The sequence below is a fragment of the Paenarthrobacter sp. NCHU4564 genome (assembly GCF_052156435.1).
Lineage (GTDB): Bacteria > Actinomycetota > Actinomycetes > Actinomycetales > Micrococcaceae > Arthrobacter.
In genome coordinates, this window is record NZ_JBQLIS010000001.1 from 58594 (window position 1) to 84202 (window position 25609).

At 64.0% G+C, this 25609-nt stretch carries 21 protein-coding genes and 1 tRNA gene; 8 read left to right on the forward strand and 14 right to left on the reverse strand.

Annotation, left to right across the window (positions count from 1 at the left end):
• Positions 1–225 precede the first annotated feature (225 nt).
• Positions 226–483: a hypothetical protein gene (locus ACSVIE_RS00255; protein ID WP_426002668.1), complete on the reverse strand. Its 258-nt coding sequence runs from the start codon at positions 481–483 to the stop codon at positions 226–228.
• Positions 484–522: 39 nt separating this feature from the next.
• Here ACSVIE_RS00255 and ACSVIE_RS00260 point away from each other — a divergent pair, with 39 nt between their 5' ends.
• Positions 523–756, forward strand: coding sequence for a DUF5703 family protein (locus tag ACSVIE_RS00260; RefSeq protein ID WP_426002667.1), 234 nt, complete (start codon positions 523–525; stop codon positions 754–756).
• On the opposite strand, the gene ACSVIE_RS00265 is transcribed toward ACSVIE_RS00260, so the two are convergent.
• Together ACSVIE_RS00265 and ACSVIE_RS00270 are read right to left on the reverse strand one after the other, a co-directional pair.
• Positions 753–1925 carry an acyl-CoA dehydrogenase family protein gene (locus ACSVIE_RS00265; protein WP_442422668.1) on the reverse strand — a complete coding sequence of 391 codons (1173 nt, stop codon included), beginning with the start codon at positions 1923–1925 and terminating at the stop codon, positions 753–755. The genes ACSVIE_RS00260 and ACSVIE_RS00265 overlap by 4 nt on opposite strands.
• A gap of 23 nt (positions 1926–1948) precedes the next feature.
• Positions 1949–3253: a M20/M25/M40 family metallo-hydrolase gene (locus ACSVIE_RS00270; protein ID WP_426002665.1), complete on the reverse strand. Its 1305-nt coding sequence runs from the start codon at positions 3251–3253 to the stop codon at positions 1949–1951.
• Between the two features lie 267 nt (positions 3254–3520).
• On the opposite strand from ACSVIE_RS00270, the gene ACSVIE_RS00275 reads away from it, so the two are divergent.
• Positions 3521–3606 (forward strand) — tRNA-Leu (locus ACSVIE_RS00275).
• Between the two features lie 73 nt (positions 3607–3679).
• Here ACSVIE_RS00275 and ACSVIE_RS00280 read toward each other — a convergent pair.
• Genes ACSVIE_RS00280 through ACSVIE_RS00290 form a run of 3 tightly spaced genes read right to left on the reverse strand, consistent with a single transcriptional unit; the run spans position 3680 to position 7301 of the window.
• On the reverse strand, positions 3680–4606 hold the full coding sequence (locus ACSVIE_RS00280; RefSeq protein WP_426002663.1) for a MaoC/PaaZ C-terminal domain-containing protein: 927 nt from the start codon (positions 4604–4606) through the stop codon (positions 3680–3682).
• Complete coding sequence (locus ACSVIE_RS00285) at positions 4603–5943, reverse strand: 3-oxoacyl-ACP reductase (protein WP_442422669.1); 1341 nt, start codon at positions 5941–5943, stop codon at positions 4603–4605. Before ACSVIE_RS00285 ends, ACSVIE_RS00280 begins: the two co-directional genes overlap by 4 nt.
• An 8-nt stretch (positions 5944–5951) precedes the next feature.
• A complete protein-coding gene (locus tag ACSVIE_RS00290) occupies positions 5952–7301 on the reverse strand; it encodes an acetyl-CoA C-acetyltransferase (RefSeq protein ID WP_426002660.1) in 1350 nt (449 codons plus the stop codon).
• 99 nt (positions 7302–7400) lie between these two features.
• Here ACSVIE_RS00290 and ACSVIE_RS00295 point away from each other — a divergent pair, with 99 nt between their 5' ends.
• Together ACSVIE_RS00295 and ACSVIE_RS00300 are read left to right on the forward strand one after the other, a co-directional pair.
• Positions 7401–8144: a TetR family transcriptional regulator gene (locus tag ACSVIE_RS00295; protein ID WP_442422895.1), complete on the forward strand. Its 744-nt coding sequence runs from the start codon at positions 7401–7403 to the stop codon at positions 8142–8144.
• Complete coding sequence (locus ACSVIE_RS00300; RefSeq protein WP_442422670.1) at positions 8141–10249, forward strand: acyl-CoA dehydrogenase family protein; 2109 nt, start codon at positions 8141–8143, stop codon at positions 10247–10249. The genes ACSVIE_RS00295 and ACSVIE_RS00300 overlap by 4 nt, the downstream gene beginning before the upstream one ends.
• A gap of 128 nt (positions 10250–10377) precedes the next feature.
• Here the strand turns inward: ACSVIE_RS00300 and glgA are convergent, their stop codons facing one another.
• Positions 10378–11592: a glycogen synthase gene (glgA, locus tag ACSVIE_RS00305; RefSeq protein ID WP_442422671.1), complete on the reverse strand. Its 1215-nt coding sequence runs from the start codon at positions 11590–11592 to the stop codon at positions 10378–10380.
• A gap of 92 nt (positions 11593–11684) precedes the next feature.
• On the opposite strand from glgA, the gene glgC reads away from it, so the two are divergent.
• Entirely contained in the window at positions 11685–13097 is a 1413-nt protein-coding gene (glgC, locus tag ACSVIE_RS00310; RefSeq protein WP_426002656.1) for a glucose-1-phosphate adenylyltransferase, read from the forward strand.
• Between the two features lie 49 nt (positions 13098–13146).
• Positions 13147–14598: an SDR family NAD(P)-dependent oxidoreductase gene (locus ACSVIE_RS00315; RefSeq protein WP_426002655.1), complete on the forward strand. Its 1452-nt coding sequence runs from the start codon at positions 13147–13149 to the stop codon at positions 14596–14598.
• 68 nt (positions 14599–14666) lie between these two features.
• Here the strand turns inward: ACSVIE_RS00315 and ACSVIE_RS00320 are convergent, their stop codons facing one another.
• The 3 genes from ACSVIE_RS00320 to ACSVIE_RS00330 all read right to left on the reverse strand — a co-directional run bounded on the left by ACSVIE_RS00320 (position 14667) and on the right by ACSVIE_RS00330 (position 18080).
• Positions 14667–15518 (reverse strand): transglutaminase family protein, encoded by an 852-nt coding sequence (locus ACSVIE_RS00320; RefSeq protein WP_426002654.1) that lies wholly within the window; start codon positions 15516–15518, stop codon positions 14667–14669.
• Positions 15515–16441 (reverse strand): alpha-E domain-containing protein, encoded by a 927-nt coding sequence (locus ACSVIE_RS00325; protein WP_442422672.1) that lies wholly within the window; start codon positions 16439–16441, stop codon positions 15515–15517. Before ACSVIE_RS00325 ends, ACSVIE_RS00320 begins: the two co-directional genes overlap by 4 nt.
• A gap of 82 nt (positions 16442–16523) precedes the next feature.
• On the reverse strand, positions 16524–18080 hold the full coding sequence (locus ACSVIE_RS00330; RefSeq protein ID WP_426002652.1) for a circularly permuted type 2 ATP-grasp protein: 1557 nt from the start codon (positions 18078–18080) through the stop codon (positions 16524–16526).
• Positions 18081–18195: 115 nt separating this feature from the next.
• Between ACSVIE_RS00330 and pepN the strand changes: the two genes are divergently transcribed.
• Complete coding sequence (gene pepN / locus ACSVIE_RS00335; RefSeq protein ID WP_442422673.1) at positions 18196–20799, forward strand: aminopeptidase N; 2604 nt, start codon at positions 18196–18198, stop codon at positions 20797–20799.
• Positions 20800–20823: 24 nt separating this feature from the next.
• On the opposite strand, the gene ACSVIE_RS00340 is transcribed toward pepN, so the two are convergent.
• Together ACSVIE_RS00340 and ACSVIE_RS00345 are read right to left on the reverse strand one after the other, a co-directional pair.
• On the reverse strand, positions 20824–21918 hold the full coding sequence (locus tag ACSVIE_RS00340; protein ID WP_426002649.1) for a lipoate--protein ligase family protein: 1095 nt from the start codon (positions 21916–21918) through the stop codon (positions 20824–20826).
• A gap of 86 nt (positions 21919–22004) precedes the next feature.
• Positions 22005–22262 carry a type B 50S ribosomal protein L31 gene (locus tag ACSVIE_RS00345; protein WP_009358283.1) on the reverse strand — a complete coding sequence of 86 codons (258 nt, stop codon included), beginning with the start codon at positions 22260–22262 and terminating at the stop codon, positions 22005–22007.
• Between the two features lie 230 nt (positions 22263–22492).
• Here ACSVIE_RS00345 and ACSVIE_RS00350 point away from each other — a divergent pair, with 230 nt between their 5' ends.
• On the forward strand, positions 22493–23887 hold the full coding sequence (locus ACSVIE_RS00350; protein WP_442422674.1) for a pyridine nucleotide-disulfide oxidoreductase: 1395 nt from the start codon (positions 22493–22495) through the stop codon (positions 23885–23887).
• A gap of 23 nt (positions 23888–23910) precedes the next feature.
• On the opposite strand, the gene ACSVIE_RS00355 is transcribed toward ACSVIE_RS00350, so the two are convergent.
• Together ACSVIE_RS00355 and ACSVIE_RS00360 are read right to left on the reverse strand one after the other, a co-directional pair.
• Positions 23911–24804 carry a TrmH family RNA methyltransferase gene (locus ACSVIE_RS00355; protein ID WP_442422675.1) on the reverse strand — a complete coding sequence of 298 codons (894 nt, stop codon included), beginning with the start codon at positions 24802–24804 and terminating at the stop codon, positions 23911–23913.
• A 10-nt stretch (positions 24805–24814) separates the two neighbouring features.
• Positions 24815–25600 (reverse strand): sulfite exporter TauE/SafE family protein, encoded by a 786-nt coding sequence (locus ACSVIE_RS00360; protein WP_442422676.1) that lies wholly within the window; start codon positions 25598–25600, stop codon positions 24815–24817.
• Positions 25601–25609: the final 9 nt, after the last annotated feature.

A 25609-nucleotide genomic window follows, 5' to 3' on the forward strand; every position in this document is an offset into this window, starting at 1 on the left:
CCCGCCATTGCCTACAACCCAGTGAAGCGGCGGCGCTGAAGAGGCGCACCAGTAGTCTGTACTCAAGTTTGCTCAGGATTACCCATACGTCATACTCGCGAGTACCTAGCTGGCAATCGCGGGACTACGTGGTCGGGTTCACGTCCAATGCGTGGCCAAGTGCCGGGCGACGGGGTTGACGGCACAAAAAACGGCCGCCCTGGGGCGGCCGGTTTTTGTGAAAATTTACTCCTCCAAGGACTCCAGGTCCTCGTCCAGGATGTCGTCCTCTTCCTCATCCTCATCGTCGAAAACCTGGAGAGGGGTGACCTCGGAGTACGTGTCATAGAGAGCATCCTCGTAGACTTCGAAGGCATCCGCCACCGCGAAAAATGCTGCCTCGACAGCCGGATCGCCTTCACCCCGGCGCGCGGAGGCCGCGGCCAGGTGCTCCTCGAGTGCTGCGGTCAACGATTGAAGTGCGACACGCGGATCGATGCTCATGACTTCACGTTAGCCGGAAAAAGACGAAAATGGAGAGGGATGAAGGAACAATTTAGCGGCGGCTCCGTAGAGCGCCAACGAGACTACGCACGCCAGTACGAATACCTCGTGCTGACGGTTGGACCTGAGGATTCCCTGCATGAGGCCCGCCGGCGGCTCGCGGAACATTCCGAATACGGCAAGTGGGAACTGGAGCGCAGCCGCATGTACATGGGTGGAGGACGCCGGTTCTGGCTGCGGCGCAAGGTCTACTCCATCCAGCGCACCGTCTAGCGGCTTTCTTGGCTCTCCAAAGGCCCCAGCCATGCGTTGGCGACGGTGTTGTGGGCGGATTCGTCGTTGGAGGGATGGAAAATACCCGCCAGCACATCGCGGTAGAGCCGTTCCATCTCGGAACCCCGGAAGTAGCTTGACCCGCCCGTCACACGGATGGCGAGGTCCACAACATGGCGTGCATTCTCGGTCGCCCTGGATTTGAGTCCCACGAGCTTGGGGAACCATTGCGGACCGTGGTCCACCAGATTGTCGACGTCGCGGGCAAGCAGTGTCAGCTGCGGCTGGATGCCGTCCATGGCCATGGCGGCATCAGCGACCTTCCACCGGATATCAGGGTCCTGGGCATAGCTTCGTCCGCCGTGTTTGGCCGAGACCCGGCGCTTGACGTTCTCCACGGCCAGGGTGAGGGCACGCTCGGCCAAGCCCGTGTAGACAGCAGCCAGCAGTGTTTCGAAACAGGCAAAGATCGCAAAGATCAGCAGGTCCTGGTTGGGACCTACCGGCAGCTTCCGGAAGATCCGTTCCGGGGGCACCACGGCGCCGTGCAACAGTGTTGTATTGGAGGCGCTGGCACGCATCCCCAAGGTGTCCCAGTCGCTCAGGGTTTCGTGCCCGGGCTCGTCCCGCCGGATGAAACCGAACACGAGCTCCCCCGCGCCGTCCCGGGCCTCCGGATCCTTGCCGAACGTCCCCAGCCGGGTCCAGCCGCGCGACAGGCTGGTGAAGATCTTGCGGCCCGTGAACCGGTAGCTGCCGTCCGGCAGGGGTTCTGCAACGGTTCCGGAGTCGAACAGCATGGAATCGTTGCCGGCTTCGGAGATGCCGAACGCGAAGATTTCGCCTTGTCCGGCCTCTTGCAGCAGGAAGCCCAGTGCATTGTCTCCCCTGGCCGCCATGACAGCCGCGACGCCGGTCCACACCAAGTGCATATTGATGGCCAGCGCCGTGGCCGGCGCTGCCGTGGCCAGGCGCTGCTGAAGCGCCGCGACCGCTTCAAGGCCAAGTCCCGGTCCGCCGTCGGCCTCGGGTACGAACAACTTCAGGTAGCCTGCCTCTGCCAGATCATCCAGATCCTCCTGGATGAACCGGTTGTTTTGGTCGTAATCGGCCGCGCGTCCGCGCAGCCGGTCCAGGAGAGCCTCGGGCAGGATGTCTTCGGGTGCCATGCGGATCCCTTCCTGTGTGTCCGTCAGTAGGTGGTGAGGAGCCTGTTGAGGACGCGTGCGCCAAACTGCAGGGATTCGGCAGGGACGCGTTCGTCCACGCCGTGGAACATGCCCGTGAAGTCGAGTTCGTCCGGCAGCATCAGGGGCGCGAAGCCGTAACCGGTGATGCCGATCTTGCTCAGCGACTTGTTGTCCGTTCCACCGGACAGGGTGTAGGGCAGCACCTTGGCCCCCGGGTCTTCTGCATGCAGGGCATCAATCATGGAATCAACCAGGTTGCCGGCAAACGGAACTTCCAGCGAAACGTCCTTGTTGACGTAGCTGATCTCGATGCCTTCTCCTGCCAGTTCCTTGATGGTGTCGAAAACCAGTTCCTGCTGACCGGGAAGCGTCCGGCAGTCCACATAGGCTTCGGCTGATTCGGGGATGACGTTGTGCTTGTAACCGGAGCGCAGGAACGTCGGGTTGGAGGTGTTCTGCAGCGTCGCGCCGACGAACCTGGCAACAGTTCCGAGCTCCTTCAGGATGATGTCCGGATTGTCGGGATCGAATTCGACGCCGGTCAGTTCCGTTACGCCGTCCAGGAACTGCCGGGTGGTGGGCGTCAGCTCCACGGGCCACTTGAACTCGCCGATACGGGTGACAGCCGCGGCCAGCCTGGTGACTGCATTGTCCGTGTTGATCTGGGACCCGTGCCCTGCCCTGCCGTGGGCTACCAGGCGCAACCAGGAAAGACCTTTCTCAGCCGTCTGGAGCATGTAGGTCCGCTGGCCGCCGATGGTGGTGGAAAAGCCGCCTACCTCGGAGATGGCCTCAGTGGCACCGTCAAAGAGTTCGCGCCGGTGCTCCACAGCGTAGCGGGCTCCATACGTGCCACCTGCTTCCTCGTCAGCGAAGAAGGCAAAGATGATGTCCCGCTTCGGCTTCCTGCCGGTCCGGGCAAAGTCCCGCATCACGGACAGGATCATGGCGTCCATGTCCTTCATGTCCACGGCGCCCCGGCCCCAGATCAGTCCGTCCTTGAGTTCGCCGCTGAAAGGATCGACGCTCCATTGGTCCTTCAGGGCGGGCACCACGTCCAAGTGTCCGTGCACCACCAGTGCGCCGGCCGATGGATCCTCACCGGCGATGCGCGTGACCACGTTGGCCCTGCCCGGCGCGGATTCAAAGATCTCCGCATCCAGTCCGACCTCGGTGATCAGGCCGGCCGTGTACTCGGCTGCCGCGCGTTCGCCCGGACCTGTTCCATCGCCGAAGTTGGAGGAGTCGATCCGGATGAGCTCCTGGCAGATCCGGACAACTTCATCCTCGGGGCGGATGTCAGACATGAAATCTCTCCTTGCGTGGCTGGCTGCAGGTTTCCGGTGGCCCGGCGCGGACGATGCGCCGCTGCTGTCCCTTTACCCCCAGCCTACTCATCACAACCGCGACATGTCCGGTGCCCCGTCATCCGCAAGACCTCAGGCCACCCGGGCAGGGTTTCGGGGTGATGGCCGATTTTTCAGTTGCCTTGTCCCCGTGTTAGAGTTTTTCTCGCTGCTTCGGAGGAAAGCGGGATGCTGCAAGCTGTCCACAGGGCCTCTGAATACCACTCTGCGCGGGTGGCGGAATGGCAGACGCGCTAGCTTGAGGTGCTAGTCCTCGAAAGGGGGTGGGGGTTCAAGTCCCCCTCCGCGCACCAAGAACAGGGCCTGGAATGAAGATTCCAGGCCCTGTTTCTTTTTTTGACCAGGGTCATGTTTGTTCATGATGGGTCAGCCCATGGAGCGCACACTGCCGCTGAAATGCCTGCGCCCGCTGCGCGGGTTCCACGCAACGTAGTCGGAGCGTTCCCAGGCTCCCGCATCGGTCTGGGTGGTGGCGATGTCCAGTGCCACCTTGGCCGGCAGGAAGACCGGAGCGTCGAAGGCAACCTCCCAGACGAAGGCATCGGACTTGGCAGAACCAACATCAGCCAGTGCGCGGGCAGCAAGATACATGCCGTGCGCAATAGACCCCCGCAAACCCAGTGCCTTGGCGGACAGGGTGCTGAGGTGGATGGGGTTGAAGTCACCGGAGACCGTGGCGTAGCTCCTGCCTGTCTCCAGGCCCAGTTGCCACACGGCGGTAGGGTCCGGCGGTGAAAAATCGCCTCCACCTGAAGATCCGTTCGAGTGGCCCGGCTTATCAACGCCTGGCAGGAACACGCCCTTGGCCAGGTACGTGGACACCCCGCGCCAAACGAGCGCATCCGAACCGCCGGAACGCACCTCGGCCACCACATCGAGTTGGGTTCCGGACCGGTGGCCGGCCAGGTTCTCCGACCAGGCCCGGACATCCAGGGCCTCGGTGAACAGGATCGGCGCCCGCTGTTCCACAACGTTCCGCAGGTGGATCATGCCCAGCAATGGCAAGGGAAAGTCGTCACGGTTCATCACGCTCATGGCGACGGGAAAGGCCAGCGCATGGACGTAACCGGCGGGAAGGACGTCGCTGGCGGTCTCGCCCACCAGGTGCTGGTACGCGGTCAGGTTCTCCACGTCCGCCAGCACGCCCCTGACCTCATGGACTGCTGAAGGCAGCCTTTTCCTGCCGGGAGCCGAGCCCAGGACCCGCCGCCTGGCCGCATTTGCCGCGGCGTTGACGTAGAGCTTGGACAGTGAGGGAACCTCACCAAGAATCACGGGCTGGGTCCGGCTCATGCCCCCACCAGTTGCTGTCCACAGACCCGCAGTACGCCACCGTTGATTCCACCGGCCGGTTCCGTTGCCAGGAAAGCAATGGCCTCTGCAACGTCCACCGGCAGGCCTCCCTGCTTCAGGGAATTGAGCCGCCTGGCGGCCTCACGGATGGCAAAGGGCATTTTGGCCGTCATTTCCGTCTCGATGAAGCCCGGCGCCACGGCATTGATGGTTCCGCCGAAGGATTCCATGAGTGGCGCCGTGGCCCGGACCATGCCGATCACGCCGCCTTTGGACGCCCCGTAATTCGTCTGGCCCCGGTTTCCTGCGATGCCGCTGGTCGAAGCGACGGAAATGATGCGCGGTGCGTCCTTGAAATGTTCCGATGCCAAAAGAACCTCATTGATGCGCAGCTGCGCTGCGATGTTCACTGCGATCACCGACTGCCACCTGCCCTCGTCCATGTTGGCCAGCAACCTGTCCCTGGTGATGCCGGCGTTGTGGACCACGATATCGAGGCGGCCGTGCCTTTCCACAGCGTGCTCGATGATCCGCGCCCCGGCATCGTCACGGGTGATATCCAATTGCAGGGCAGTGCCGTGGACCTGGTTGGCCACGGCCGCAAGGTGGTCGCCGGCAGCAGGGATGTCCACCACCACGACCTTGGCGCCGTCCCGGTACAAAGTCCTGGCGATGGCGGCGCCAATGCCCCTGGCGGCGCCGGTCACTACGGCGACCTTGCCCTGAAGGGGCTTGTCGACATCAGCAGGCATGCTGCCCGAAGCAGAGGTTACCGTCAGGAATTGGCCGTCAACGTATGCGGAGCGGCCCGAGAGGAAGAAGCGGACAGCCCCCAGGGCAGATGGGGCCGTGGTGGCGATGTCTTCTGCCAGCAACACTCCGTTGGCCGTGGCACCGGAGCGCAACTCCTTGGCCAGCGAACGCAGCATCCCGTCAACACCTTGCCGGGCCGCGGCCGACGCCGGCGTCGACGCCGAGTGCGGAGTCCTGGAAACCGTGATGATGCGGCCATTCGGGGACAGGTCGCGCAATGACGCTGCGACTGTCAGGATCTGCTTGCCCAGGTCGTCGGGATGCTGCACTGCGTCAAGCACCAGGATGACGGCTCCAAGCTTCTCCTTGGGCAAAGCATTGCGCCGCACGTCCAGGCCCCAGCCCAGCAGCGCCGTGGCGAGGTCGTCGGCACCGAGGCTGTCGCCGTTCACCAGCACCGGCCCGATCACCAACGGAGCACCGGGCGCATGGCGCCTCAGCTCTACCGGCTGTGGCAGTCCCAGCCTCCTGGCTACGTCTTTTCCGAGTCCCTGGCTGACGATCCGCGTGTATGTATCTGTCACGTCGCTCCCTAAGCTGCTTCGAGAATGGCTACGACACCTTGTCCGCCCGCCGCGCAGACCGAGATCAGCCCCCGGGCCGGCCTTCCTGCCACGGTCCCCTGCTCGTGAAGCATCTTCGCCAGCGAGGCCACGATCCGTCCGCCTGTGGCGGCGAACGGGTGGCCGGCGGCGAGGGACGATCCGTTGACATTGAGTTTGGCGCGGTCCACCTTGCCCAGTGCGCCGTCGAGCCCCAGCCGGGTCCGTCCGAAGTCTTCGTCTTCCCAGGCAGCCAGCGTGCTCAGCACCGTTCCGGCGAAGGCCTCGTGGATTTCAAAGAAGTCGATGTCCTCGAAAGTCAAGCCGTGGCGTGCGAGCAGCCGGGGAACGGCGAAGACCGGGGCCATGAGCAGTCCGTCCTTGCCGTGGACGAAGTCGACGGCGGCCGCCTCTCCGTCCAGGACCGTGGCCAGCTTGGGGAGGCCGCGGCCATCAGCCCATTCCTCCGTGGCGAGGAGAACGGCAGATGCACCGTCGGTCAGTGGCGTGGAGTTGCCCGCCGTCATGGTGGCCTGCGAGCCAAGGTTCTTGCCGAATACCGGCTTCAGCCCCGCCAGCTTCTCCAGGGAGGTGTCAGCGCGGAGGTTCGAATCCCGGCTCAATCCGCGGTACGGCGTGATGAGGTCATCGAAGAATCCCCGGTCGTAGGCGGCGGCGAGATTCCTGTGGCTGGCGAACGCAAGCTCATCCTGCGCTTCGCGGGTGATATTCCATTGCGCAGTTGTCAGGGCCTGGTGTTCGCCCATGGACAGGCCTGTCCGGGGCTCGCCGGTAGAGGGAGCCTCCGGGGCGAGGTCCTTGGGCCTGATGCGCGACAGGATGCGAAGACGCTGCGTGGGCGTCTTGGCCCTGTTGAGGTCGAGCAGGATCGTCCGGAGCCCTTCGCTGACTGCAATGGGGGCGTCGGAGGCGGAATCCACGCCACCGGCGATGCCGGACTCGATTTGCCCCAGCTTGATCTTGTTGGACAGCCCCAGGACTGTTTCGAGGCCCGTGGCGCAGGCCTGCTGGAGGTCGTAGGCGGGTGTTTCGGGTGACAGGGCAGAACCGAGGACGGCTTCGCGGGTGAGGTTGAAGTCGCGTGAGTGCTTGAGGACGGCTCCTGCTGCGACTTCGCCGATCCGTTCATCCTGCAGCCCGAACCGCGCGATGAGCCCGTCCAGGGCGGCGGTCAGCATGTCCTGGTTGGAGGACTTGGCATAGGCCCCGCCCGTGCGGGCAAAGGGGATGCGGTTGCCGCCAACAATCACGGCCCGGCGTGTGGTTTGTCCTGCCGGCGGGTTGGTACCGCCGGCGTTGTTGCCTTCTGCAGCAGCCATGGGGTCTCCTTCGATGGTGGCCTGTTACTGATACCCAGCGTACCTGATACGCTGGGTATCGTGAACAACCGGCGAACAGATTTCCCGTCCGGCGGCTACATGCCGGCGGACGCCTCCGCAACCCAGGCGGGATCCGCCGTCGACGGGCGCGCATCCCGGTGGCAAAACCATCGTGAGGAACGGCGGCGGGAGCTCATCAGGGCCGCCCGCAAGGCCGTCCACGCGCTGGGCAGCGAGGCCTCCATGGAAGACATCGCAAGCGCTGCAGGGACGTCCAAGTCCGTGTACTACCGCTATTTCGGGGACAAGGCCGGCCTCCAGCAGGCTATGGGCGAGGTAGTCCTGGCCCAGATGCAGCGGCGCCTCAAGGAAGCGGCCCAGCTTGCACAAACACCCCGGGAGGGGCTGTACGCCATGGTCTCGGCGTACCTGCAAATGGCCGGGTCCAGTCCCAACGTCTATGCCTTTATTACCCGGGTGTCCCCTGGCGAGGCGTCCGCGCAGGATGCCATCGCCGCCTCCGGTGCACTCGGCAACTTCTTCGAGCAGATCACCGGGATGATTGCGACCCCCATGCGCCAGTACCTCGGTACCGGCAAAGAGGCACTGATCCGGTACTGGCCCACCGCCGCAATCGGCCTGGTTAGGAACGCCGGTGAAATGTGGCTGGGCAGTCCTCCCGGCGAGGCCAAACCGGACCAGGCAACCATGGCCGGCCAGATCACCGATTGGCTGTGCCTTGGCGTTGCGCCGGAACTTACCGGGAATTCCGGCACCGCACTTTCCAATGACCATCAGCCCAATGACCCATCAGTTGTAGAACCAAAGAAGGAATCACAATGACGGATGTAGTTGATCGCACCCCAGCCAGGCAACCAGGCCGCGATGAAGCAGCAGCGATGCAATCTTCCCGCCAGGACGGCCCGGTGGTTGATGTGGCCGGACTCGGCGAGCAGCTCCTGGGCGCGTGGGCGGATGTACGCCGTGAGGCCCGCGCACTTGCCGGTAAGCCGGAAGTGCAGAAAATCGAAGGCCGGACGCACACTGAACACCGTGCCCGGGTCTTCGGGCAGCTCAAGTACCTGGTGGACAACAACGCCGTCCACCGTGCTTTTCCGGTCCGCCTGGGAGGTTCGGACGACCACGGCGGCAACATCGCCGGCTTCGAGGAACTGGTGACCGCAGACCCGTCCCTGCAGATCAAGGCAGGAGTCCAGTGGGGCCTGTTTGGCTCGGCGGTCATGCACCTGGGCACCCAGGAACATCAGGACAAGTGGCTCCCCGGAATCATGAGCCTGCAGATCCCTGGTTGTTTCGCCATGACCGAAACGGGCCATGGCTCGGACGTGGCCAGCATTGCGACCACGGCCACGTATGACCAAGCGACCCGGGAATTCGTTATCAACACGCCCTTCAGGGCGGCGTGGAAGGACTACATCGGCAATGCCGCCAACGATGGCCTGGCCGCCGTCGTCTTCGCCCAATTGGTAACCAAAAAGGTCAACCACGGCGTCCACGCGTTCTATGTAGAGCTCCGCGACCCGGCTACCAAGGAATTCCTGCCCGGTGTGGGCGGTGAAGATGACGGTATCAAGGGCGGGCTTAATGGAATCGACAACGGCAGGCTCCACTTCAGCAACGTCCGGATTCCCCGCACCAACCTGCTGAACCGCTATGGAGACGTGGCACCGGACGGCACCTACTCCTCCCCCATCGAGAGTCCCGGCCGCCGCTTCTTCACGATGCTGGGCACGTTGGTGCAGGGTCGTGTCTCCTTGGACGGTGCCGCCGTGGCCGCCAGCAAAGTGGCGCTGAAGACGGCCATTCAGTACGCCACTGAACGTCGCCAGTTCAACGCTTCCTCCACCACTGACGAGGAAGTCCTGCTGGATTACCAGCGGCACCAACGCCGGCTCTTCACAAGGCTCGCCACGACCTACGCTGCCGGGTTTGCCCACGAGCAATTGCTCCGCAAGTTCGATGACGTCTTCTCCGGAGCCCACGACACCGACGCCGACCGCCAGGACCTGGAAACGCTGGCCGCTGCCCTCAAACCGCTGAGCACCTGGCATGCCCTGGACACCTTGCAGGAATGCCGTGAGGCCTGCGGTGGTGCAGGCTTCCTGATCGAGAACCGTTTCGCTTCCCTGCGCGCGGACCTGGATGTCTATGTGACGTTCGAAGGCGACAACACGGTACTCCTGCAACTCGTGGCCAAGCGGCTCCTGGCCGACTATGCCAAGGAATTCCGCAGCGCCGACTTCGGTGTCCTGGCCCGCTACGTGGTGGACCAGGCGGCTGGCGTCGCCTTGCACCGGACCGGCTTGCGGCAGGTTGCGCAGTTCGTGGCTGATTCGGGCTCTGTCCAGAAGGCTGCCCTGGCCCTGCGCGATGAGGAAGGGCAGCGCACGCTGCTTGCCGACCGCGTGCAGTCCATGGTGGCCGAGGTGGGCGCGGCCCTGAAGGGGGCCAACAAGTTGCCGCAGCACCAGGCTGCAGCCCTCTTCAACCAGCACCAGCACGAACTCATTGAAGCGGCCCAGGCGCACGCAGAACTGCTGCAATGGGAGGCATTTACGGAGGCACTGGCCGACGTACGGGACGACGGCACCAAGCAGGTCCTGACGTGGCTGCGTGATCTCTTTGGACTGTCGCTCATCGAGAAGCACCTTGCCTGGTACCTGATGAACGGCCGGCTTTCCATGCAGCGCGGCCGTACCGTTGGTACCTACATTAACCGGCTGCTGGTGAAGATCCGTCCGCATGCCGTGGATCTGGTGGACGCCTTCGGGTACGGCCCCGAGCACCTTCGCGCCGCAGTAGCCACCGGCGCCGAGGGAGCCCGGCAGGACGAGGCCCGCGCCTGGTTCCGCGAGCAGCGGGCCAGCGGATCTGCACCTGCGGACGAGAAATCACTGCTGGCCTTGAAGGCACGCGCGCCACGGTAGCAGCCCCGCGTGACGTGCCGGTGAATACTTTCGGAACGTGCAGCGTCCCCTTGCCGGGAACGCACGACGGCGCCGTCCCCACCTTGGGGGCGGCGCCGTCGTCGTTGTTGGGCTGCTGCGCGGAACGCTCAGGCGTTGGTGCCGGCCTCTTTGAGGACTGAGCGGTACACCTCAAGGGTGGTTTCGGTGATGGACTCCCAGGAGAAATGCTCTTCTGCGCGACGGCGGCCTGCCGCGCCCATGGTGCGGGCACGGGCCGGGTCCGAAACAACCTCGTTCAGCGCTGCGGCGAAGTCGCTGACGAACTTGTCCGGATCGAGCGGGGTGCCGGTGCCGTCCGTCACCTGGTCCAGGGGGACCAGCAACCCTGTTTCACCGTGCTGGACGACTTCCGGGATACCGCCGGTGGCGCTGGCCACGACCGCTGCGCCGCAGGCCATGGCCTCAAGGTTCACGATGCCCAGGGGTTCGTAGATGGAAGGGCAGGCGAAAGCGGTTGCATGGCTGAGGACCTGGATCAGTTCACGCCGCGGGAGCATCCGCTCAATCACGATCACGCCCTCGCGGGTCTGCTGCAGTTCCCCGATCAGCCGCGCGGTCTCGGCGGCGAGTTCCGGGGTGTCCGCAGCCCCGAGGCACAGGACGAGCTGCACGTCTGCCGGAAGGCTGGAGGCCGCGCGGAGAAGGTACGGAACGCCCTTTTGGCGGGTGTTGCGGCCTACAAATACCACGCTGGGTTTGGCCGGATCGATGCCCAGGGCGCGGATTGCGTCGTCGTCTTCGTCCCTTTGCCACAGAGAAACGTCGATGCCGTTGTGGACCACCCTGACCTTGTCCGGGTCGACGTCGGGGTAGCTGCGCAGGATGTCCTGCCGCATTCCGTCCGACACGGCAATGATCGCCGCGGCGGCTTCATAGGCCGTCTTTTCCACCCAAGACGACAATGCGTAGCCGCCCCCGAGCTGCTCGGCTTTCCATGGCCGCAGCGGTTCCAGGCTGTGGGCGCTGAGCACATGCGGGATTCCGTGGAGCAGCGAGGCCAAATGGCCTGCCATGTTGGCGTACCAGGTGTGCGAGTGGACCAGATCGGCTCCCGCGATGTCAGGAACGATCCTGAGGTCGACGCCCAGCGTCTGCACTGCGGCGTTGGCATCGCCAAGGTCCGCCGGCGTGGCATAGGAGTCCACGGTGGCGCCGTGGTAGTCGGCATCCCGGGGCGCACCGAAGGCCCGGACATGGAGGTCGACGTGCTTTGCCAGCACCCGGCTGAGCTCGGCAACGTGGACACCGGCACCGCCATAAATTTCCGGAGGGAATTCTTTAGTCACAATGTCTATACGCACGCTACCCAACGTAGTCGTTCCGGCTTATGTGTTCTAGTGTGAAAGAGTCCGGAAAATCGGACTTTTGGGGGCTACGAAGACGTACGGGAGCTATGACCATGGCGTTGAAGAAAGTATTGGCAATCGTGCTGGCAGGTGGCGAGGGAAACCGCCTCATGCCGCTGACGGCGGACCGGGCCAAACCTGCGGTTCCGTTTGCCGGGGGCTACAGGCTTATTGACTTTGCACTATCGAATCTGGTCAATTCGGGATATTTGAAAATTGTGGTCCTGACGCAGTACAAATCGCACAGCCTGGACCGCCACATCTCCGAGACCTGGCGCATGTCCACGCAGTTGGGCCGCTACGTTGCATCGGTGCCTGCACAGCAGCGTGTGGGAAAGAGCTGGTTCCTCGGCAGCGCCAATGCCATCTACCAGTCCCTCAACCTGATCCATGATGACGCCCCGGACATCGTGGTGGTGGTCGGTGCCGACCACGTCTACCGCATGGACTTCTCCCAGATGGTGGAACAGCACATCGCCAGCGGCGCGAAGGCTACGGTCGCGGCGGTGCGCCAGCCGCTGAACATGGCCAACCAGTTCGGTGTCATCGAAGTCGACCAGAACGATCCCCAGAAGATCGCGGCCTTCGTGGAAAAGCCGGCCAGCACCCCGGGTCTTGCCGCCGATCCCAACCAGTTCCTGGCCTCCATGGGCAATTACGTCTTCAACGCCGACGCCCTGGTGGAAGCCCTTCACGTGGATGCCGAGCGGCTCGATACCAAACACGACATGGGCGGCGACATCATTCCCTATTTCGTGGACAAGGGCGAGGCCGGAGTTTATGACTTCACGCTCAATGACATTCCCGGAGCCACTGAACGTGACCGCACCTACTGGCGCGACGTAGGCACCATCGACTCCTTCTTTGACGCGCACATGGACCTGATTTCCCCGGTTCCGGTCTTCAACCTCTACAACTCTGAGTGGCCCATCTACACCCGCCAGAGCATTTCCCCGCCGGCCAAGTTCGTCCGCGGCGAGAACAGCACTGTCGGTACGGCGCTGGATTCCATCGTTGCCAGTGGAGTGGTCATCTCCGGCGGAATAGTGGAGGGCTCGGTCCTGTCCAACGACGTCTTTGTCTCTGCGGGCAGCCGCGTGCAGGACTCAGTACTCATGGACAAGGTCCGTATTGGCGAAGGAGCGGTCATCAAACGCGCAATCGTCGACAAGAACGTCAAGGTTCCTGCCGGTGCGGCCATCGGGCTGGACCCGGCACTGGACAAGGCGCGGGGCTACAAGGTCACCGAATCCGGCATCACCGTGCTGGCCAAGGGCCAGGTTGTTCCGGAACCGGGCGAGGCAGAGCTGGCCCTGTCTGCCGAGTACCGCCGAAGCCTTCCGGAAGCACTCAAGGCGGCCACACACGGCGATCCGGACATCCGGGATTCGGCTGAAAAAGTCGCCGCCGGGATCCAGGCACGGGTAGCGGACGCCGCCTCCCAAACCGTCGTCCGCTAAGAACGTCCCGAGGCAGGTCCGGGTCTTCCAAGGCTGTAAAATTGGGTCAATGAGCTCCACCGACCTGACGCCTGAAGAGATCCAGGCCTGCCTCAAGGTTCTGAACACGATCCACGTCTACGACGAAGAGCACCCGGACTACGTTTCGGTCCGGCGCGCCACAGGCAAGATGTTCAAGGCGGTGAAGCGGCACCGCAGGAACACTAAGCGTGACCAGATCGCCGAGGCCGACCGCGCCGTCATGGCACTGACTGCCACCGCGGCTCCCGACCGTATCGATGACGAGACGCGCGGCAACAAGCTGGCTCCGTCGGCCACAGGCCAGATTGCCGGCCACCTGATCCGCTCACGTCCGTGCTACATCTGCAAGCAGCACTACACGCAGGTGGATGCGTTCTACCACCAGTTGTGTCCCGAGTGCGCTGCATTCAGCCACAGCAAGCGCGACGCCCGGACCGACCTGACCGGCCGCAGGGCCCTGCTGACCGGGGGACGGGCCAAAATTGGAATGTACATCGCGCTGCGGCTCCTTCGCGACGGAGCTCACACGACCATCACCACCCGCTTCCCCAAGGACGCGGCACGCCGCTTTGCCGCGATGGAAGACAGCGCCGATTGGCTGCACAGGCTGCGGATCGTGGGTATTGACCTCAGGGATCCCGCCCAGGTCATGTCATTGACGGACTCCCTCAATGAGGCCGGTCCCTTGGACATCATCATCAACAACGCAGCCCAAACCGTACGCCGCTCAGGAAACGCGTACAAGCCACTGGTCGATGCCGAGGACGAGCCGCTGCCCGCGGCCCTTGAGGCAGCCAACGGAGGGCCGGAGCTCGTGACCTTCGGCCACGCCCACGATAAACATCCGCTGGCCCTGGCGACGAGTGTGACCGAGCATCCGGTCCTCGCCGGCGACGCCATTACCTCCCTGGCGCTTTCCACCGGCTCCGCTTCGCTGGAACGCATCGAATCCGGAACGGCCATTGACGCCGGGGGCCTGGTTCCGGACCTGGCCACCATCAACAGCTGGACACAGGTCGTGGACGAAGTCGACCCGTTGGAGATGTTGGAGGTCCAACTCTGCAACGTCACCGCGCCGTTCCTGCTGGTCAGCCGGTTGCGTGGTGCCATGAAACGGTCCAGCGCCCGCCGGAAGTACATCGTGAACGTCTCGGCCATGGAGGGTCAGTTCTCCCGTGTCTACAAGGGCCCGGGACATCCGCACACCAACATGGCAAAGGCCGCGTTGAACATGATGACCCGCACCAGTGCCCAGGAAATGCTGGAGGCCGACGGCATCCTGATGACGGCAGTGGACACCGGATGGATCACCGACGAGCGCCCGCATTACACCAAGGTGCGTCTCATGGAAGAGGGTTTCCATGCGCCGCTGGATCTGGTGGACGGGGCAGCCCGCGTGTATGACCCCATCGTCATGGGCGAACAGGGCGAGGACCAGTACGGCGTCTTCCTCAAGGACTACAAGCCGTCGCCTTGGTAGATTATGCGGTACAAAAGGGAGCGCCCTGCGGAACAGCATTCCGCAGGGCGCTCCCTTTTGTCCGGGCACTAGGCGAGCCGGGTGATCTCCACGGAGACCGACAGCGCTGAGCCGCCTCCTCCGGACAGGATGCCCTTGAGCGGGGGAACGTCGCGGTAATCCCGTCCCCGGGCAACGGTGACGTGATAGTCGCCCGCAGGCTTGTGGTTGGTGGGGTCCCAGCTGCGCCATTCCCCGTCCCACCACTCGAGCCATGCGTGGGACTGGCCCGCAACGGTTTCCCCGATATCCGCCGACGACCGGGGATGAATGTAGCCCGAAACGTACCGGGCCGGGATGCCACAGCTCCGGAGCGAGCCGATGGCCAGATGGGCCAGGTCCTGGCACACACCCTGCTTCTGTGTCCACGCCTGCTCGGCATTGGTGGTTACGCCCGTCATACCCTTCATGTAGGTCATCTCCCCCGCCATCCACGAGAAGACGGCAAGTGCCGCCTCGTGGGGGTTGGTGCCCTGGACCACGCCCGGGATAATTCCGAGGACTTCCTCCCCCGGACCGCTCAGCCGCGACTGGGGCAACCAGTCGCTGAACTCATCCTGGACCTTGTCCGAAGCAAGGACATCCCAACCGACGATCGTGTCGTCGCTGGCCACCCGCTCCGTGCGGTGGACTTCCACCGTGGCGGTTGCCAGGACTTCCAGGTTCTCGTGGGGCATCTGCATGTCGAAGGCCGTCACTCGCGTTCCCCAGTAGTCCCGGTAGGTGCTGACGGACGCCTGGTTGGGCGTGACTTTGAGGGACGACTCCAGGACAACCTGCTGGCCGTCGGTCAACGGGGTCATGCGGGCCTCGTTGTAGGACAGCGTCACGCGCCGGTTGTACTTGTATGCGGTCTTGTGGACGATGCTCAGCCGGGTCATGAAACTTCTCCCACCCAGGCGTGTTCGTCAGCCTGATTGAAGTACTTACGGGAAATGGCGTCCGATGCTTGAGCCACGGCCTTCTGAACACGTTCCATATGTTCGGGCAGTTCGGACATCAGGTCGTCGGTGCGGTGGAACTCGAGGAAGGTCCTCGCCTGGCCCACGATGCGCCGGGCATCGTTGATGAAGCCTACGCGCTGGGCGGAAGGGTCAAGCTTGGCCAGGCACTCGTCGGCATCGCGCAGGGCATAGACGATCGACCGCGGGAAGAGCCGGTCCAGCAGCAGGAATTCAGCCGCGTGCTGGTCCCCGAAGGCTGCCCGGCGGGTGCGGATGAAGGACTCGTAGGCTCCCGCGCACCGGAGCATATTGACCCAGGACATACCTGCGGACTGAACATCCCGGGTGGACAGCATGCGGGCTGTCATGTCGGCCCGTTCCAGGGAGCGGCCCAGGACCATGAACAACCAGCTCTCATCATGGCTCACGGTGGTGTCGGCCAGTCCACGCACCATGGCGGTGCGTTCGAGGACCCAGTTGCAGAATCGGTACGTGCCCACCACGTCCTTGCGGTGCTGGTTAAGGCCGTAGTAGGTGGTGTTCAGGCTCTCCCACAGCGACTGCGAGACGGTTTCCCTGGCACGCCGGGCGTTCTCGCGGGCTGCTCCGAGGGAGCCTGCGATCGAGGATGCGCTCTGTTTGTCATAGGCCAGGGCATTGAGCAGTTCCGGGAGCCCGAAGTCCTCGCTGTGGGGCCGGGCACCCATGACCGCGAGGAGTTCCCGCGCGACGCTGCGCTGTTCGTCAACGGGCAGGTGGTTCAACCGTTCCAGGTGGACATCCAGGATCCGGGCAGTACCGTCTGCCCTCTCCACGTAGCGTCCGATCCAGAAAAGTGACTCGGCAATACGGCTCAGCATGCGGCTGTGCCTCCTTCGCGTGGTGCGTGTCGACGGTCCAGTGACGGTGGGGTGGGCATGGGGCAGTTCCAGCAGGACGGGTTCACTGCTGTTGCTCCGACTGGCGGTCGCGCCAGTTGCTTTCCACGGGCCACACGGAAACCTGTTCCCGGACCGTGAGGGACGGGCGGGGAATGATCTCTGCAGGGAGTTGGGGCGAGTCGGCCAGGACCCAGGTGTCCTTGGAGCCGCCGCCCTGGCTCGAATTCACAATGAGGGACCCTTCCTTGAGTGCCACCCGGGTGAGTCCCCCCGGAAGGACCCACACGTCGTCGCCGTCGTTGACAGCGAAGGGCCGCAGGTCCACGTGGCGGGGACCGAATTTGTCCCCGGACAGGGTGGGAACGGTGGACAGCTGCAGGACGGGCTGCGCGATCCATCCGCGCGGGTCCTGGATGACCCGTTTGCGCAGGGCCTCGAGTTCTTCCTTGGAAGCGTCCGGTCCGATGACCAGGCCCTTGCCGCCGGAACCGTCCACGGGCTTGACCACGAGTTCCTCCAGGCGGTCGAGGACGTGTTCCCGGGCCTCCTTCTCTTCAAGCCGGAAGGTGTCAACGTTGGCGATGATGGGCTCTTCGTGGAGGTAGTACCGGATCAGGTCAGGCACGTAACTGTACACGAGCTTGTCATCGGCCACGCCATTGCCCACGGCGTTGGCAATGGTCACGCCGCCGGCACGTGCGGCGTTTACCAGGCCCGGGCAGCCGAGCATGGAGTCTGAGCGGAACTGCAGGGGGTCGAGGAAGTCATCATCGATGCGCTTGTAGATCACGTCCACGCGCTGCTCGCCGGCAGTGGTTCGCATGTACACGCGGTTGCCGCGGCAGATGAGGTCACGGCCTTCCACGAGTTCGACGCCCATGAGGCCGGCCAGCAGCGTGTGTTCGAAGTAGGCGCTGTTGAAGACGCCGGGCGTCAGGACCACCACGGTGGGATCGTCGACGCCGGCCGGTGCGGTCTTGCGCAGAGCGGACAGCAGTCTGCGTGGATACTCTTCAACGGGCCGGATGTGCTGTTGGCCGAATGCTTCGGGCAAACCTTTGGCCATGGCCTGCCGGTTTTCCAGCACGTAGCTGACGCCTGACGGAACGCGGACGTTGTCTTCGAGCACCCGGAAGGTGCCGGCAGCATCCCGCACGACATCAATGCCGGAGACATGCACGCGCACACCGCCGGACGGTTCGAATCCATGGACGGCCCGGTGGAAGTGCGCGCTGGTGGTGACCAGTTGGCGGGGAATGACGCCGTCGGCGATCACGGCCATGCGTCCATAGACGTCGTTCAGGAACGCCTCCAGGGCTTTGACGCGCTGGGCCACGCCACGCTCCAGCACATCCCATTCGTCCGCGGGAATGACCCGTGGAACGATGTCCAGCGGAAAGGGACGCTCCTCCCCTGCGTAGTCGAAGGTCACCCCGCGGTCCAGGAAGCTGCGTGCCATGGAATCGGCACGTGCGGTGACATCTGCCAAGGAAAGCTCGCGCAGCGCACCGGCAACCTGACCGTAGGATCTTCTGGCAACATGGCCCGGGGCAAACATTTCATCGTAGGCACCGCTGCGGGCAGCGGCCTCGGAGTAGTCGAGGAAGAGGTCAGACATGGGAATTAGACAATCACCTTTTTGGGTCGAGCGCATTTCGGGCTGATTGTGTCGCTGTTGCCAACCCGTTGCCGCCGCAGCGTGGCCGTGACCACGATCATGATTAGATAGCTGTGTGTCGAATCACAATCTGTCACGCGACGAAGCCGCAACCCGCTCAGCCCTCATCACCACCCACAGCTACGACGTCACCCTCGATGTCCGCGACGCGGCAGATCCCGACGTCGCGGGCTACCCCAGCAGCAGCACCATAGCGTTTTCAGCCGAACCCGGCTCCGCCACCTTCCTCGACTTCATCGGCGGAGATGTCCATTCGGTGGTGCTCAACGGCGCCCCGCTCGACCCAGCCACCGTGGTGGACCGGAACAGGATCCTGCTGGCAGGCCTTGCCGCCGAGAACACCGTCACCGTCCAGGCGACCGCTCTGTACAGCCGCTCCGGCGAGGGCATGCACAGGTTCGTCGACCCGGCAGACGGGCAGTGCTACCTCTATACCCAATACGAACCGGCGGATAGCCGGCGCGTCTTTGCCAACTTCGAACAGCCGGACCTCAAAGCCGAATTCACCTTCCATGTCATCGCCCCCTCCGGCTGGGAAGTGGCCTCCAACGGTGCGGAAACCGCGCGGACACAGGTTCCGGACGACGCTGCTGCGACCCGCTGGGACTTCGCCACGACCCAGCGCATGTCCACCTACATCACCAGCATCCTGGCCGGCCCCTACTTCAAAGCCACGGACCACTGGGGAACAACCTTCGACGACGGAACGCACCTGGACGTCCCGCTGGCCCTTTACTGCCGCGCGTCCCTGGCGGAGGCCTTCGATGCCCGTGAGCTCTTCAAGCTCACCAAGAACGGGTTGGAGTTCTTCAATGAACTCTTCGACTACCCCTATCCGTGGGGCAAATACGACCAGGCATTTGTCCCCGAATACAATCTGGGTGCCATGGAAAATCCGGGCCTGGTCACCTTCACCGAGAAATATGTCTTCGCGTCGCGGGCCACGGACGCGCAGTACCAGGCCCGCGCCAACACCTTGATGCACGAAATGGCGCACATGTGGTTCGGCGACCTCGTGACCATGACGTGGTGGGACGACCTGTGGCTGAAGGAATCGTTTGCCGACTTCATGGGTACCTTGGGCGTTGACCGTGCCACGGACTGGGACTCCGCGTGGGTCACCTTCGCCGGCAAACGCAAAGCCTGGGCATATGTCCAGGACCAACTGCCCACCACCCATCCGATCGTGGCTGACATTCCCGATCTCGAGGCCGCCAAGCAGAACTTCGACGGAATCACCTACGCCAAGGGCGCTTCTGTCCTGAAACAACTGGTGGCTTACGTTGGGTTCGACGCCTTCATCGCCGGGTCACGGCAATACTTCCGGCAGCACGCCTATGGCAACACCTCCCTCCAGGATCTCCTGCACGCCCTGGGTGACGCGTCCGGCCGGGATCTGGGCCACTGGGCGCGGCAATGGCTGCAGACCGCCGGAATCCCCACGCTGGCCGCAGCGATCGTGGACGACGGCGGCACCATGGGCACGGTGACGATCAGCCAGGACGCGGTGGATCCACTGAGCGGCAAGCAGGAACTTCGCCCTCACCGCTTGCGCCTTGGCCTCTACGAACCAGACGCTTCCGGCAACCTGATTCGCGTTGACAGCGTCGAGCTCGACATCACCGGGCCCTCCACCGTGGTTGAGGAACTCAGCGGCCGCCCCCGGCCTGCCTTGCTGCTGCTCAACGATGAAGACCTCACGTACGCCAAGGTCAGGCTCGACGCCGTCTCGGAGGAGACCGTGCGCAGCTCGTTGGACAGGATCCAGGACCCCATGGCCCGGGCACTGTGCTGGACCGCACTGTGGGATTCGGCCCGCGATGGCGTGACCCCGGCAGCGCGCTACGTGGCCGCCGTCGAGCGTTTTGCTCCGGCGGAGACCGGCATTGGGGCGCTGCAGACAATACTTGCCAATGCGGCCATGGCCATTGAGCGCTACGTGCCGGCGCCTGGTCGCGACGGTGTCCGCAAGGACTTCCTTGCCGTGGCGGCCGCGCAACTGCGGTCCGCTGTCCCCGGGTCTGACCAGCAACTGGCCTGGGCGCGGGTCCTCGCGGAGGTGTCCCGGCATGGCGACAGCCAGTTGCCCCTGCTCCGCGGCATCCTGGCTGGAGGGGATGTAGTGGACGGCCTTGTGGTGGACGCCGAGCTGCGCTGGAGCTTCTGGCAGGCGCTGGCTGCCCACGGACTTGCCAGCCTCGCGGAGCTGGATGCGGAACTCGCCCGGGACAAGACCGCTTCGGGACGGGAAGGGCACGCACTCGCGGCATCGGCCAGACCGGATCCGGCGGTAAAAGCCGCGGCGTGGGATGCCTCAGTCAACGCATCCGGGCTGTCCAACGAACTCCTCAGCGCCACGATCACGGGCTTCGGACTGGCCCCTGCGGCCATGCTGGACCGCTATGTGGAGCCGTATTTCGACTCGCTGGAACGCGTGTGGGCCGAAAGGAGCATTGAGATCGCAGGCAGGATCGTCCGCGGACTCTTCCCGGGCGCCCAGGATCCGGGCCCCGGGCAGGAACCAGGCACACATCCGGTGGTGGCCAGGACGGACCGGTGGCTCCAGGAGCACGAGCATGCTCCGCGTGCGTTGCGCCGCATCATCATCGAGCAGCGGAGCCACCTCCTCCGTGCCCTCACGGCCCAGGCGGCTGGCTGAAACCTTCAGGTGCACGTTCCGTAGCTAGGGAACGCGGTTGAGCCATTCTTCGGTGCCGAACTTGGCATCAACGCGTTTCCTGGCTTCGGCAAGTTCAGCATCCGACAACCGTGACTCCACCGCGCCGTACCGCTCGGTGAAGACGTCCTGCATGGCGCTGATGATCGCCGCACGCGCCAGTCCCGTTTGCCGTCGCAGCGGATCGACGCGCTTCTTGGCGCTCCGTGTCCCCTTGTCCGAGAGCTTTTCCTTGCCGATGCGCAGGACCTCGACCATCTTGTCCGCATCGATGTCATAGCTCATGGTCACGTGGTGCAGCATGCCGCCGTTGGCCAGCCGCTTTTGCGCTGCTCCCCCGATCTTCCCCTGATCAGTGGCGATGTCGTTCAGCGGCACATAGAACGCCGTGATGCCCAGCTTTTCCAATGCCGCCATGACCCACGAGTCCAGGAATGCGTAGGAATCGGCAAAGCTGATGCCGTCCACGAGGGTCTGTGGCACGTACAAGGAGTAGGTAATGCAGTTGCCGGCTTCCATGAACATGGCACCGCCCCCGCTGATGCGGCGGACAACGGTCACGCCGTGCTTTTCCACTCCTGCAGGATCCACCTCGTTGCGGACGGACTGGAAGCTCCCGATCACGACGGATGGTTCTTCCCAGTCCCAGAAACGCAGCGTGGGATTGCGGCGGCCGGCGCCAACCGCCTCTGTCAGCACTTCATCGAGGGCCACATTGACAGGTGTGGGCAGGACGGAGGGGGGTATGACTTCCCACTGATGATCCGCCCACCCGGTGGCTTTCGACAGCGCACGCCGGACAGTGACGGCGACTGCCTCGGCCGAGAAACCGAACAGCACCGCGTCCTGGGGCAGGCCGGCAGAAACTGCTGCGGCAATGTCGGCAGCGGATGAAGACACCGGCAGGCCAGTCAGCGCAGCGTTGATGTCCAGCAAGGCTTCATCGGGTTCCAGGAAGAAATCACCGCTGACAGAGACGTCGGCGAAGGCTCCGTCGTTGACCTCCAGGTCAACCACTACAAGTTTGCCGCCCGGAACTTTGTATTCCCCGTGAAGGTGCGTGCCGTCGTCGTGCGTTTCCTGGGCCGGGTGGGAAGTCATGGGCTCCATCTTGCCCGAAAACGCAAAGGCCCGCATCGCCGTAAAACGGTGATGCGGGCCTTCCAAAAGACTTGGGGTGAAGTGGGTTACTTCTTGCCGCCGAAGCCCTTGAAGCGAGCGTTGAAGCGCTCGACGCGGCCAGCGGAGTCCATGATGCGCTGCTTGCCCGTGTAGAACGGGTGGGACTCCGAGGAGATTTCGACGTCGATGACCGGGTAGGTGTTGCCGTCTTCCCACTCGATGGTCTTGGAAGAAGACACGGTGGACTTGGTCAGGAACTTGACGCCGGAAGCCAGGTCGTTGAAAACAACAGCTTCGTACTTCGGGTGGATATCAGACTTCATAATTGGACCTTTGTTCGCGCAACTGGATTTTGCCAGCTGCCAGGTATGAATGGAGGTGGTCCGGCTTGCTGTCATCCAAGGATTCCAGCGGGCGGACCAACAAGCAATCATACCGGATACCGGGCGCAGGCACGAACCCGGCACACACCAGCCCCAGGCTTCGCGGCGGCCGACCCTACCGGCGAACCGGGGGATTCCCCTGCGCAGACGGCCGGGTCTACTGTGAGTGCATGCGCGGGAGCATCGAGGCCGACTACCTGGTGGTCGGCGCCGGGACAGCGGGGATGGCCTTCACCGACCGGATCCTCGCGCACTCCGACGCCACGGTGGCGATCGTCGATAGCCGGCACGCGCCCGGGGGACATTGGCAGGATGCATATCCGTTCGTTCGGCTGCACCAGCCCGCGAACCTCTACGGCGTCGAATCCGTGCCCTTCGGATCCGACAGGCGCGACGTCACCGGCACGAACGCAGGCATGTACGAGTTGGCTGGCCCCAGCGAGATCTGCGCGCATTTCGAAGAGGCGATGAGGAGGGTTTTCCTGCCGACCGGTCGTGTGACCTACCTGCCCGGGAGCGAGTTCCTTGACGAAGGGCTGGTGGTCTCCCGCCTGAACGGCCGCACCGTGCCCGTCACCGTGCGCCGCCGCGTGGTGGATGCCAGGTATCTTGAGGGCCGCATTCCCGCTACCTCCGCACCGCCGTTCGCCGTGGCCGAGGGAGTCCGCTGCATCCCCACCGGTGGGCTCGCCCGACTCGCCCATCCGGCCGGACGCTTCACCGTCATCGGATCGGGAAAGACCGCCCTCGACACGTGTGTGTGGCTTCTCGAGCGGGGTGTGGATCCCGCAGACATCACGTGGATCAAACCGCGCGAGGGCTGGTGGCCGAATCGACGCTACCTGCAGCCGCACGACCAGGTAGTGGAGCAGTACGTCGCAAACGCCGCACAGATCGAGGCCATGGCCCAGGCGACCACGGTTGAGGATCTCTTTGCACGGCTCGACGAACAGGGAATCCTGCTGCGGGTTGATCCCTCCGTGCCACCCACGATGTTCCACGGAGCAATTGTCTCAGAAGCCGAGATCGCTCTCCTCCGGCGAATCGAGGATGTCGTCCGCCTCGGCCACGTGCGCAGTGTGGAGCGTGACCGCATCATCCTCGACGACGGTGTCATCCCCACGACACCCGACACACTGCACCTCCACTGCGCTGCGTCGGGACTCGCCCGGCCGCCGCTTCGTCCGATCTTCGAACCTGGCCGCATCACGCTTCAGCCGATGTTCTGGGGCACCGTCTCGTTCCAGTACGCGATGCTTGGCGTCGTCGAAGCCGAACTCCACGACGACGACCAGAAGAACAAGCTGTGCCCCCCGCTGCACCTCTGGGATCGGAATGTCGACTTCCTCATCGCTTACGCCGCGCTGATGGCGAACGCCCGGGCACGCGCCCAGCATCCGGCCGTGTCCTCCTGGTCGCGCACGAGCCGGCTGTATCCTTTCGCCGAGCTGGAGCGTTATGCCGGGGACCCTCGCATCCCCGGGGCCCGCGAACGCAGCCGGGCCCATGCGGCCGCAGCGCTCTCCAATCTCCCCCGCCTCATCGCCTCGGAATTGGAACCCTAGCCAACCGAATCCGAAGCTTCCGGCTACCGGGTCGCGTAGAAAGCCACAGCGGAGGACGCCGCGACATTAAGCGAATCCACGCCGTTCATCATCGGAATCGTCACACGCGCGTCGAGCACCTGATCGGTTTCGGGCTTCAACCCGTCGCCCTCGGTGCCGAAGACCAGCGCGAGGTTTTGATAGTCCTGGGCGACCAACTCGTCAAGAGTGATGGCACCTTCGCCGAGAGACATGCCGGCCACGAAGTAGCCAGCTTCCTTAAGGACCTCGAGGTCGCCAGGCCACGATTCGATCCGGGTCCACGGCACCTGGAACACGGTGCCCATCGATACGCGGATCGAGCGCCGGTACAGCGGGTCGGCGCACTGGGGCGAGACCAGTACAGCATCGACGCCGATGGCTGCGGCGCTGCGGAAAACCGCGCCGACGTTCGTGTGATCGGTAAGGTTCTCAAGGACCGCGATCCTCGATCGTCCCGGTGGCCGGGTGTTGCCCGCCCCCTGCATTTTCAGGCCATTCACCCTGGTGTGGTCCACGATGTCTTCCGGGACTGCAACGCGCTGAGCCCCGGCGAGCAACTCCGTCAGCGGGACCGGGGTGGGCCGGTGCATGGCAGCCATGGCTCCCCGGTGAAGGTGGAAGCCGGTGATCTCCTCCAGCAGTGACGCCTTGCCGATGAAAACCGGAACGTCGGGCCAGGCCTCGAAGACATCCTTGAGATCCTCGAGCCATTTCTCTGCGAGGAAGAAGGACCGGGGCGTGTGGCCTGCCGCAAGGGCCCTGCGCAGTACGCGCGAGGACTCGGCGATGTACATGCCTTCCTCCGGCTCGCGCAGCTTGCGCAGGTGCACATCAGTCAGTTTGGTGTAGTCCGAAACCCGGGGGTCGTCGCCAGATTCAAGGTAGTGGAGGGTCATCGCCGACCCGTCACTTCAGGAGGTTGGCGATCATGAAGCCCAAGGCCACGATGCCCAGCGTGAAAATGACACCGCGGAGGACCTTGGGTGAGAGCTTGCGGCCCACTTTGGAGCCAACCAGTCCGCCAATGGTGGAGCTGACGGCGATGAGCAGAACCACGAGCCAGTTGATCCGGTCGAAGGCGAAGATCAGGTAGGAGACTGCGGCAACCATGTTCACCGTCAACGTCAGGATGTTCTTCATGGCGTTCGCGTTCTGCATGGTTCCTGACAGGAACACCCCGAGGATACCTACCAGCAGGATTCCCTGGGCAGCCACGAAGTAGCCGCCGTAGATGCCGGCGAGGAAAATGAGGACCACCAGGAGGATTCCGTGGCTCTTGTCTTTGAGGGCATGTTCCGGATTCTGTTCGCGGTTCCGGATCCAGGCTTGAAGCTTCGGCTGGAAGAGGACCATCAGAAGCGCTGCAACCAACAGCACGGGTGCAACGTACGCGAAGACCCGCTCCGGCAGGTGCAGGAGCAGCCAGGCACCCGTGATGCCGCCCAACAAGGACGCGGGCATCAACTTCATGAGCTGCCTGCCCCGGCCGGCAAGTTCACGCCGGTAGCCCCAGGCGCCGGCGGCCGTGCCGGCAACCAGCCCCATCGCATTGCTCATGGAGGCCACCACAGGTGCGACGCCCAGGGCGATGAGGACCGGGAAAGTGACCAGGGTGCCGGAACCGACGACGGCATTGATGGTGCCTGCCCAGAGTCCGGCGAAAAAGACCAGGATGCTGCTAAGAATCTCCACAGTTAATAC

Bases quoted from the DNA above. Each gene is read 5' to 3' on its own strand.
- ACSVIE_RS00350 (WP_442422674.1), top strand. From the start codon at position 22,493: ATGCGCGGGAGCATCGAGGCCGACTACCTGGTGGTCGGCGCCGGGACA.
- ACSVIE_RS00295 (WP_442422895.1), top strand. From the start codon at position 7,401: ATGCCGGCGGACGCCTCCGCAACCCAGGCGGGATCCGCCGTCGACGGG.
- ACSVIE_RS00325 (WP_442422672.1), bottom strand. From the start codon at position 16,441: ATGCTGAGCCGTATTGCCGAGTCACTTTTCTGGATCGGACGCTACGTG.
- ACSVIE_RS00320 (WP_426002654.1), bottom strand. From the start codon at position 15,518: ATGACCCGGCTGAGCATCGTCCACAAGACCGCATACAAGTACAACCGG.
- ACSVIE_RS00345 (WP_009358283.1), bottom strand. From the start codon at position 22,262: ATGAAGTCTGATATCCACCCGAAGTACGAAGCTGTTGTTTTCAACGAC.
- ACSVIE_RS00340 (WP_426002649.1), bottom strand. From the start codon at position 21,918: ATGACTTCCCACCCGGCCCAGGAAACGCACGACGACGGCACGCACCTT.
- ACSVIE_RS00330 (WP_426002652.1), bottom strand. From the start codon at position 18,080: ATGTCTGACCTCTTCCTCGACTACTCCGAGGCCGCTGCCCGCAGCGGT.
- ACSVIE_RS00265 (WP_442422668.1), bottom strand. From the start codon at position 1,925: ATGGCACCCGAAGACATCCTGCCCGAGGCTCTCCTGGACCGGCTGCGC.
- ACSVIE_RS00355 (WP_442422675.1), bottom strand. From the start codon at position 24,804: ATGACCCTCCACTACCTTGAATCTGGCGACGACCCCCGGGTTTCGGAC.
- ACSVIE_RS00270 (WP_426002665.1), bottom strand. From the start codon at position 3,253: ATGTCTGACATCCGCCCCGAGGATGAAGTTGTCCGGATCTGCCAGGAG.
- ACSVIE_RS00280 (WP_426002663.1), bottom strand. From the start codon at position 4,606: ATGAGCCGGACCCAGCCCGTGATTCTTGGTGAGGTTCCCTCACTGTCC.
- ACSVIE_RS00315 (WP_426002655.1), top strand. From the start codon at position 13,147: ATGAGCTCCACCGACCTGACGCCTGAAGAGATCCAGGCCTGCCTCAAG.
- glgC (WP_426002656.1), top strand. From the start codon at position 11,685: ATGACCATGGCGTTGAAGAAAGTATTGGCAATCGTGCTGGCAGGTGGC.
- ACSVIE_RS00300 (WP_442422670.1), top strand. From the start codon at position 8,141: ATGACGGATGTAGTTGATCGCACCCCAGCCAGGCAACCAGGCCGCGAT.
- ACSVIE_RS00290 (WP_426002660.1), bottom strand. From the start codon at position 7,301: ATGGCTGCTGCAGAAGGCAACAACGCCGGCGGTACCAACCCGCCGGCA.
- ACSVIE_RS00255 (WP_426002668.1), bottom strand. From the start codon at position 483: ATGAGCATCGATCCGCGTGTCGCACTTCAATCGTTGACCGCAGCACTC.
- ACSVIE_RS00260 (WP_426002667.1), top strand. From the start codon at position 523: ATGAAGGAACAATTTAGCGGCGGCTCCGTAGAGCGCCAACGAGACTAC.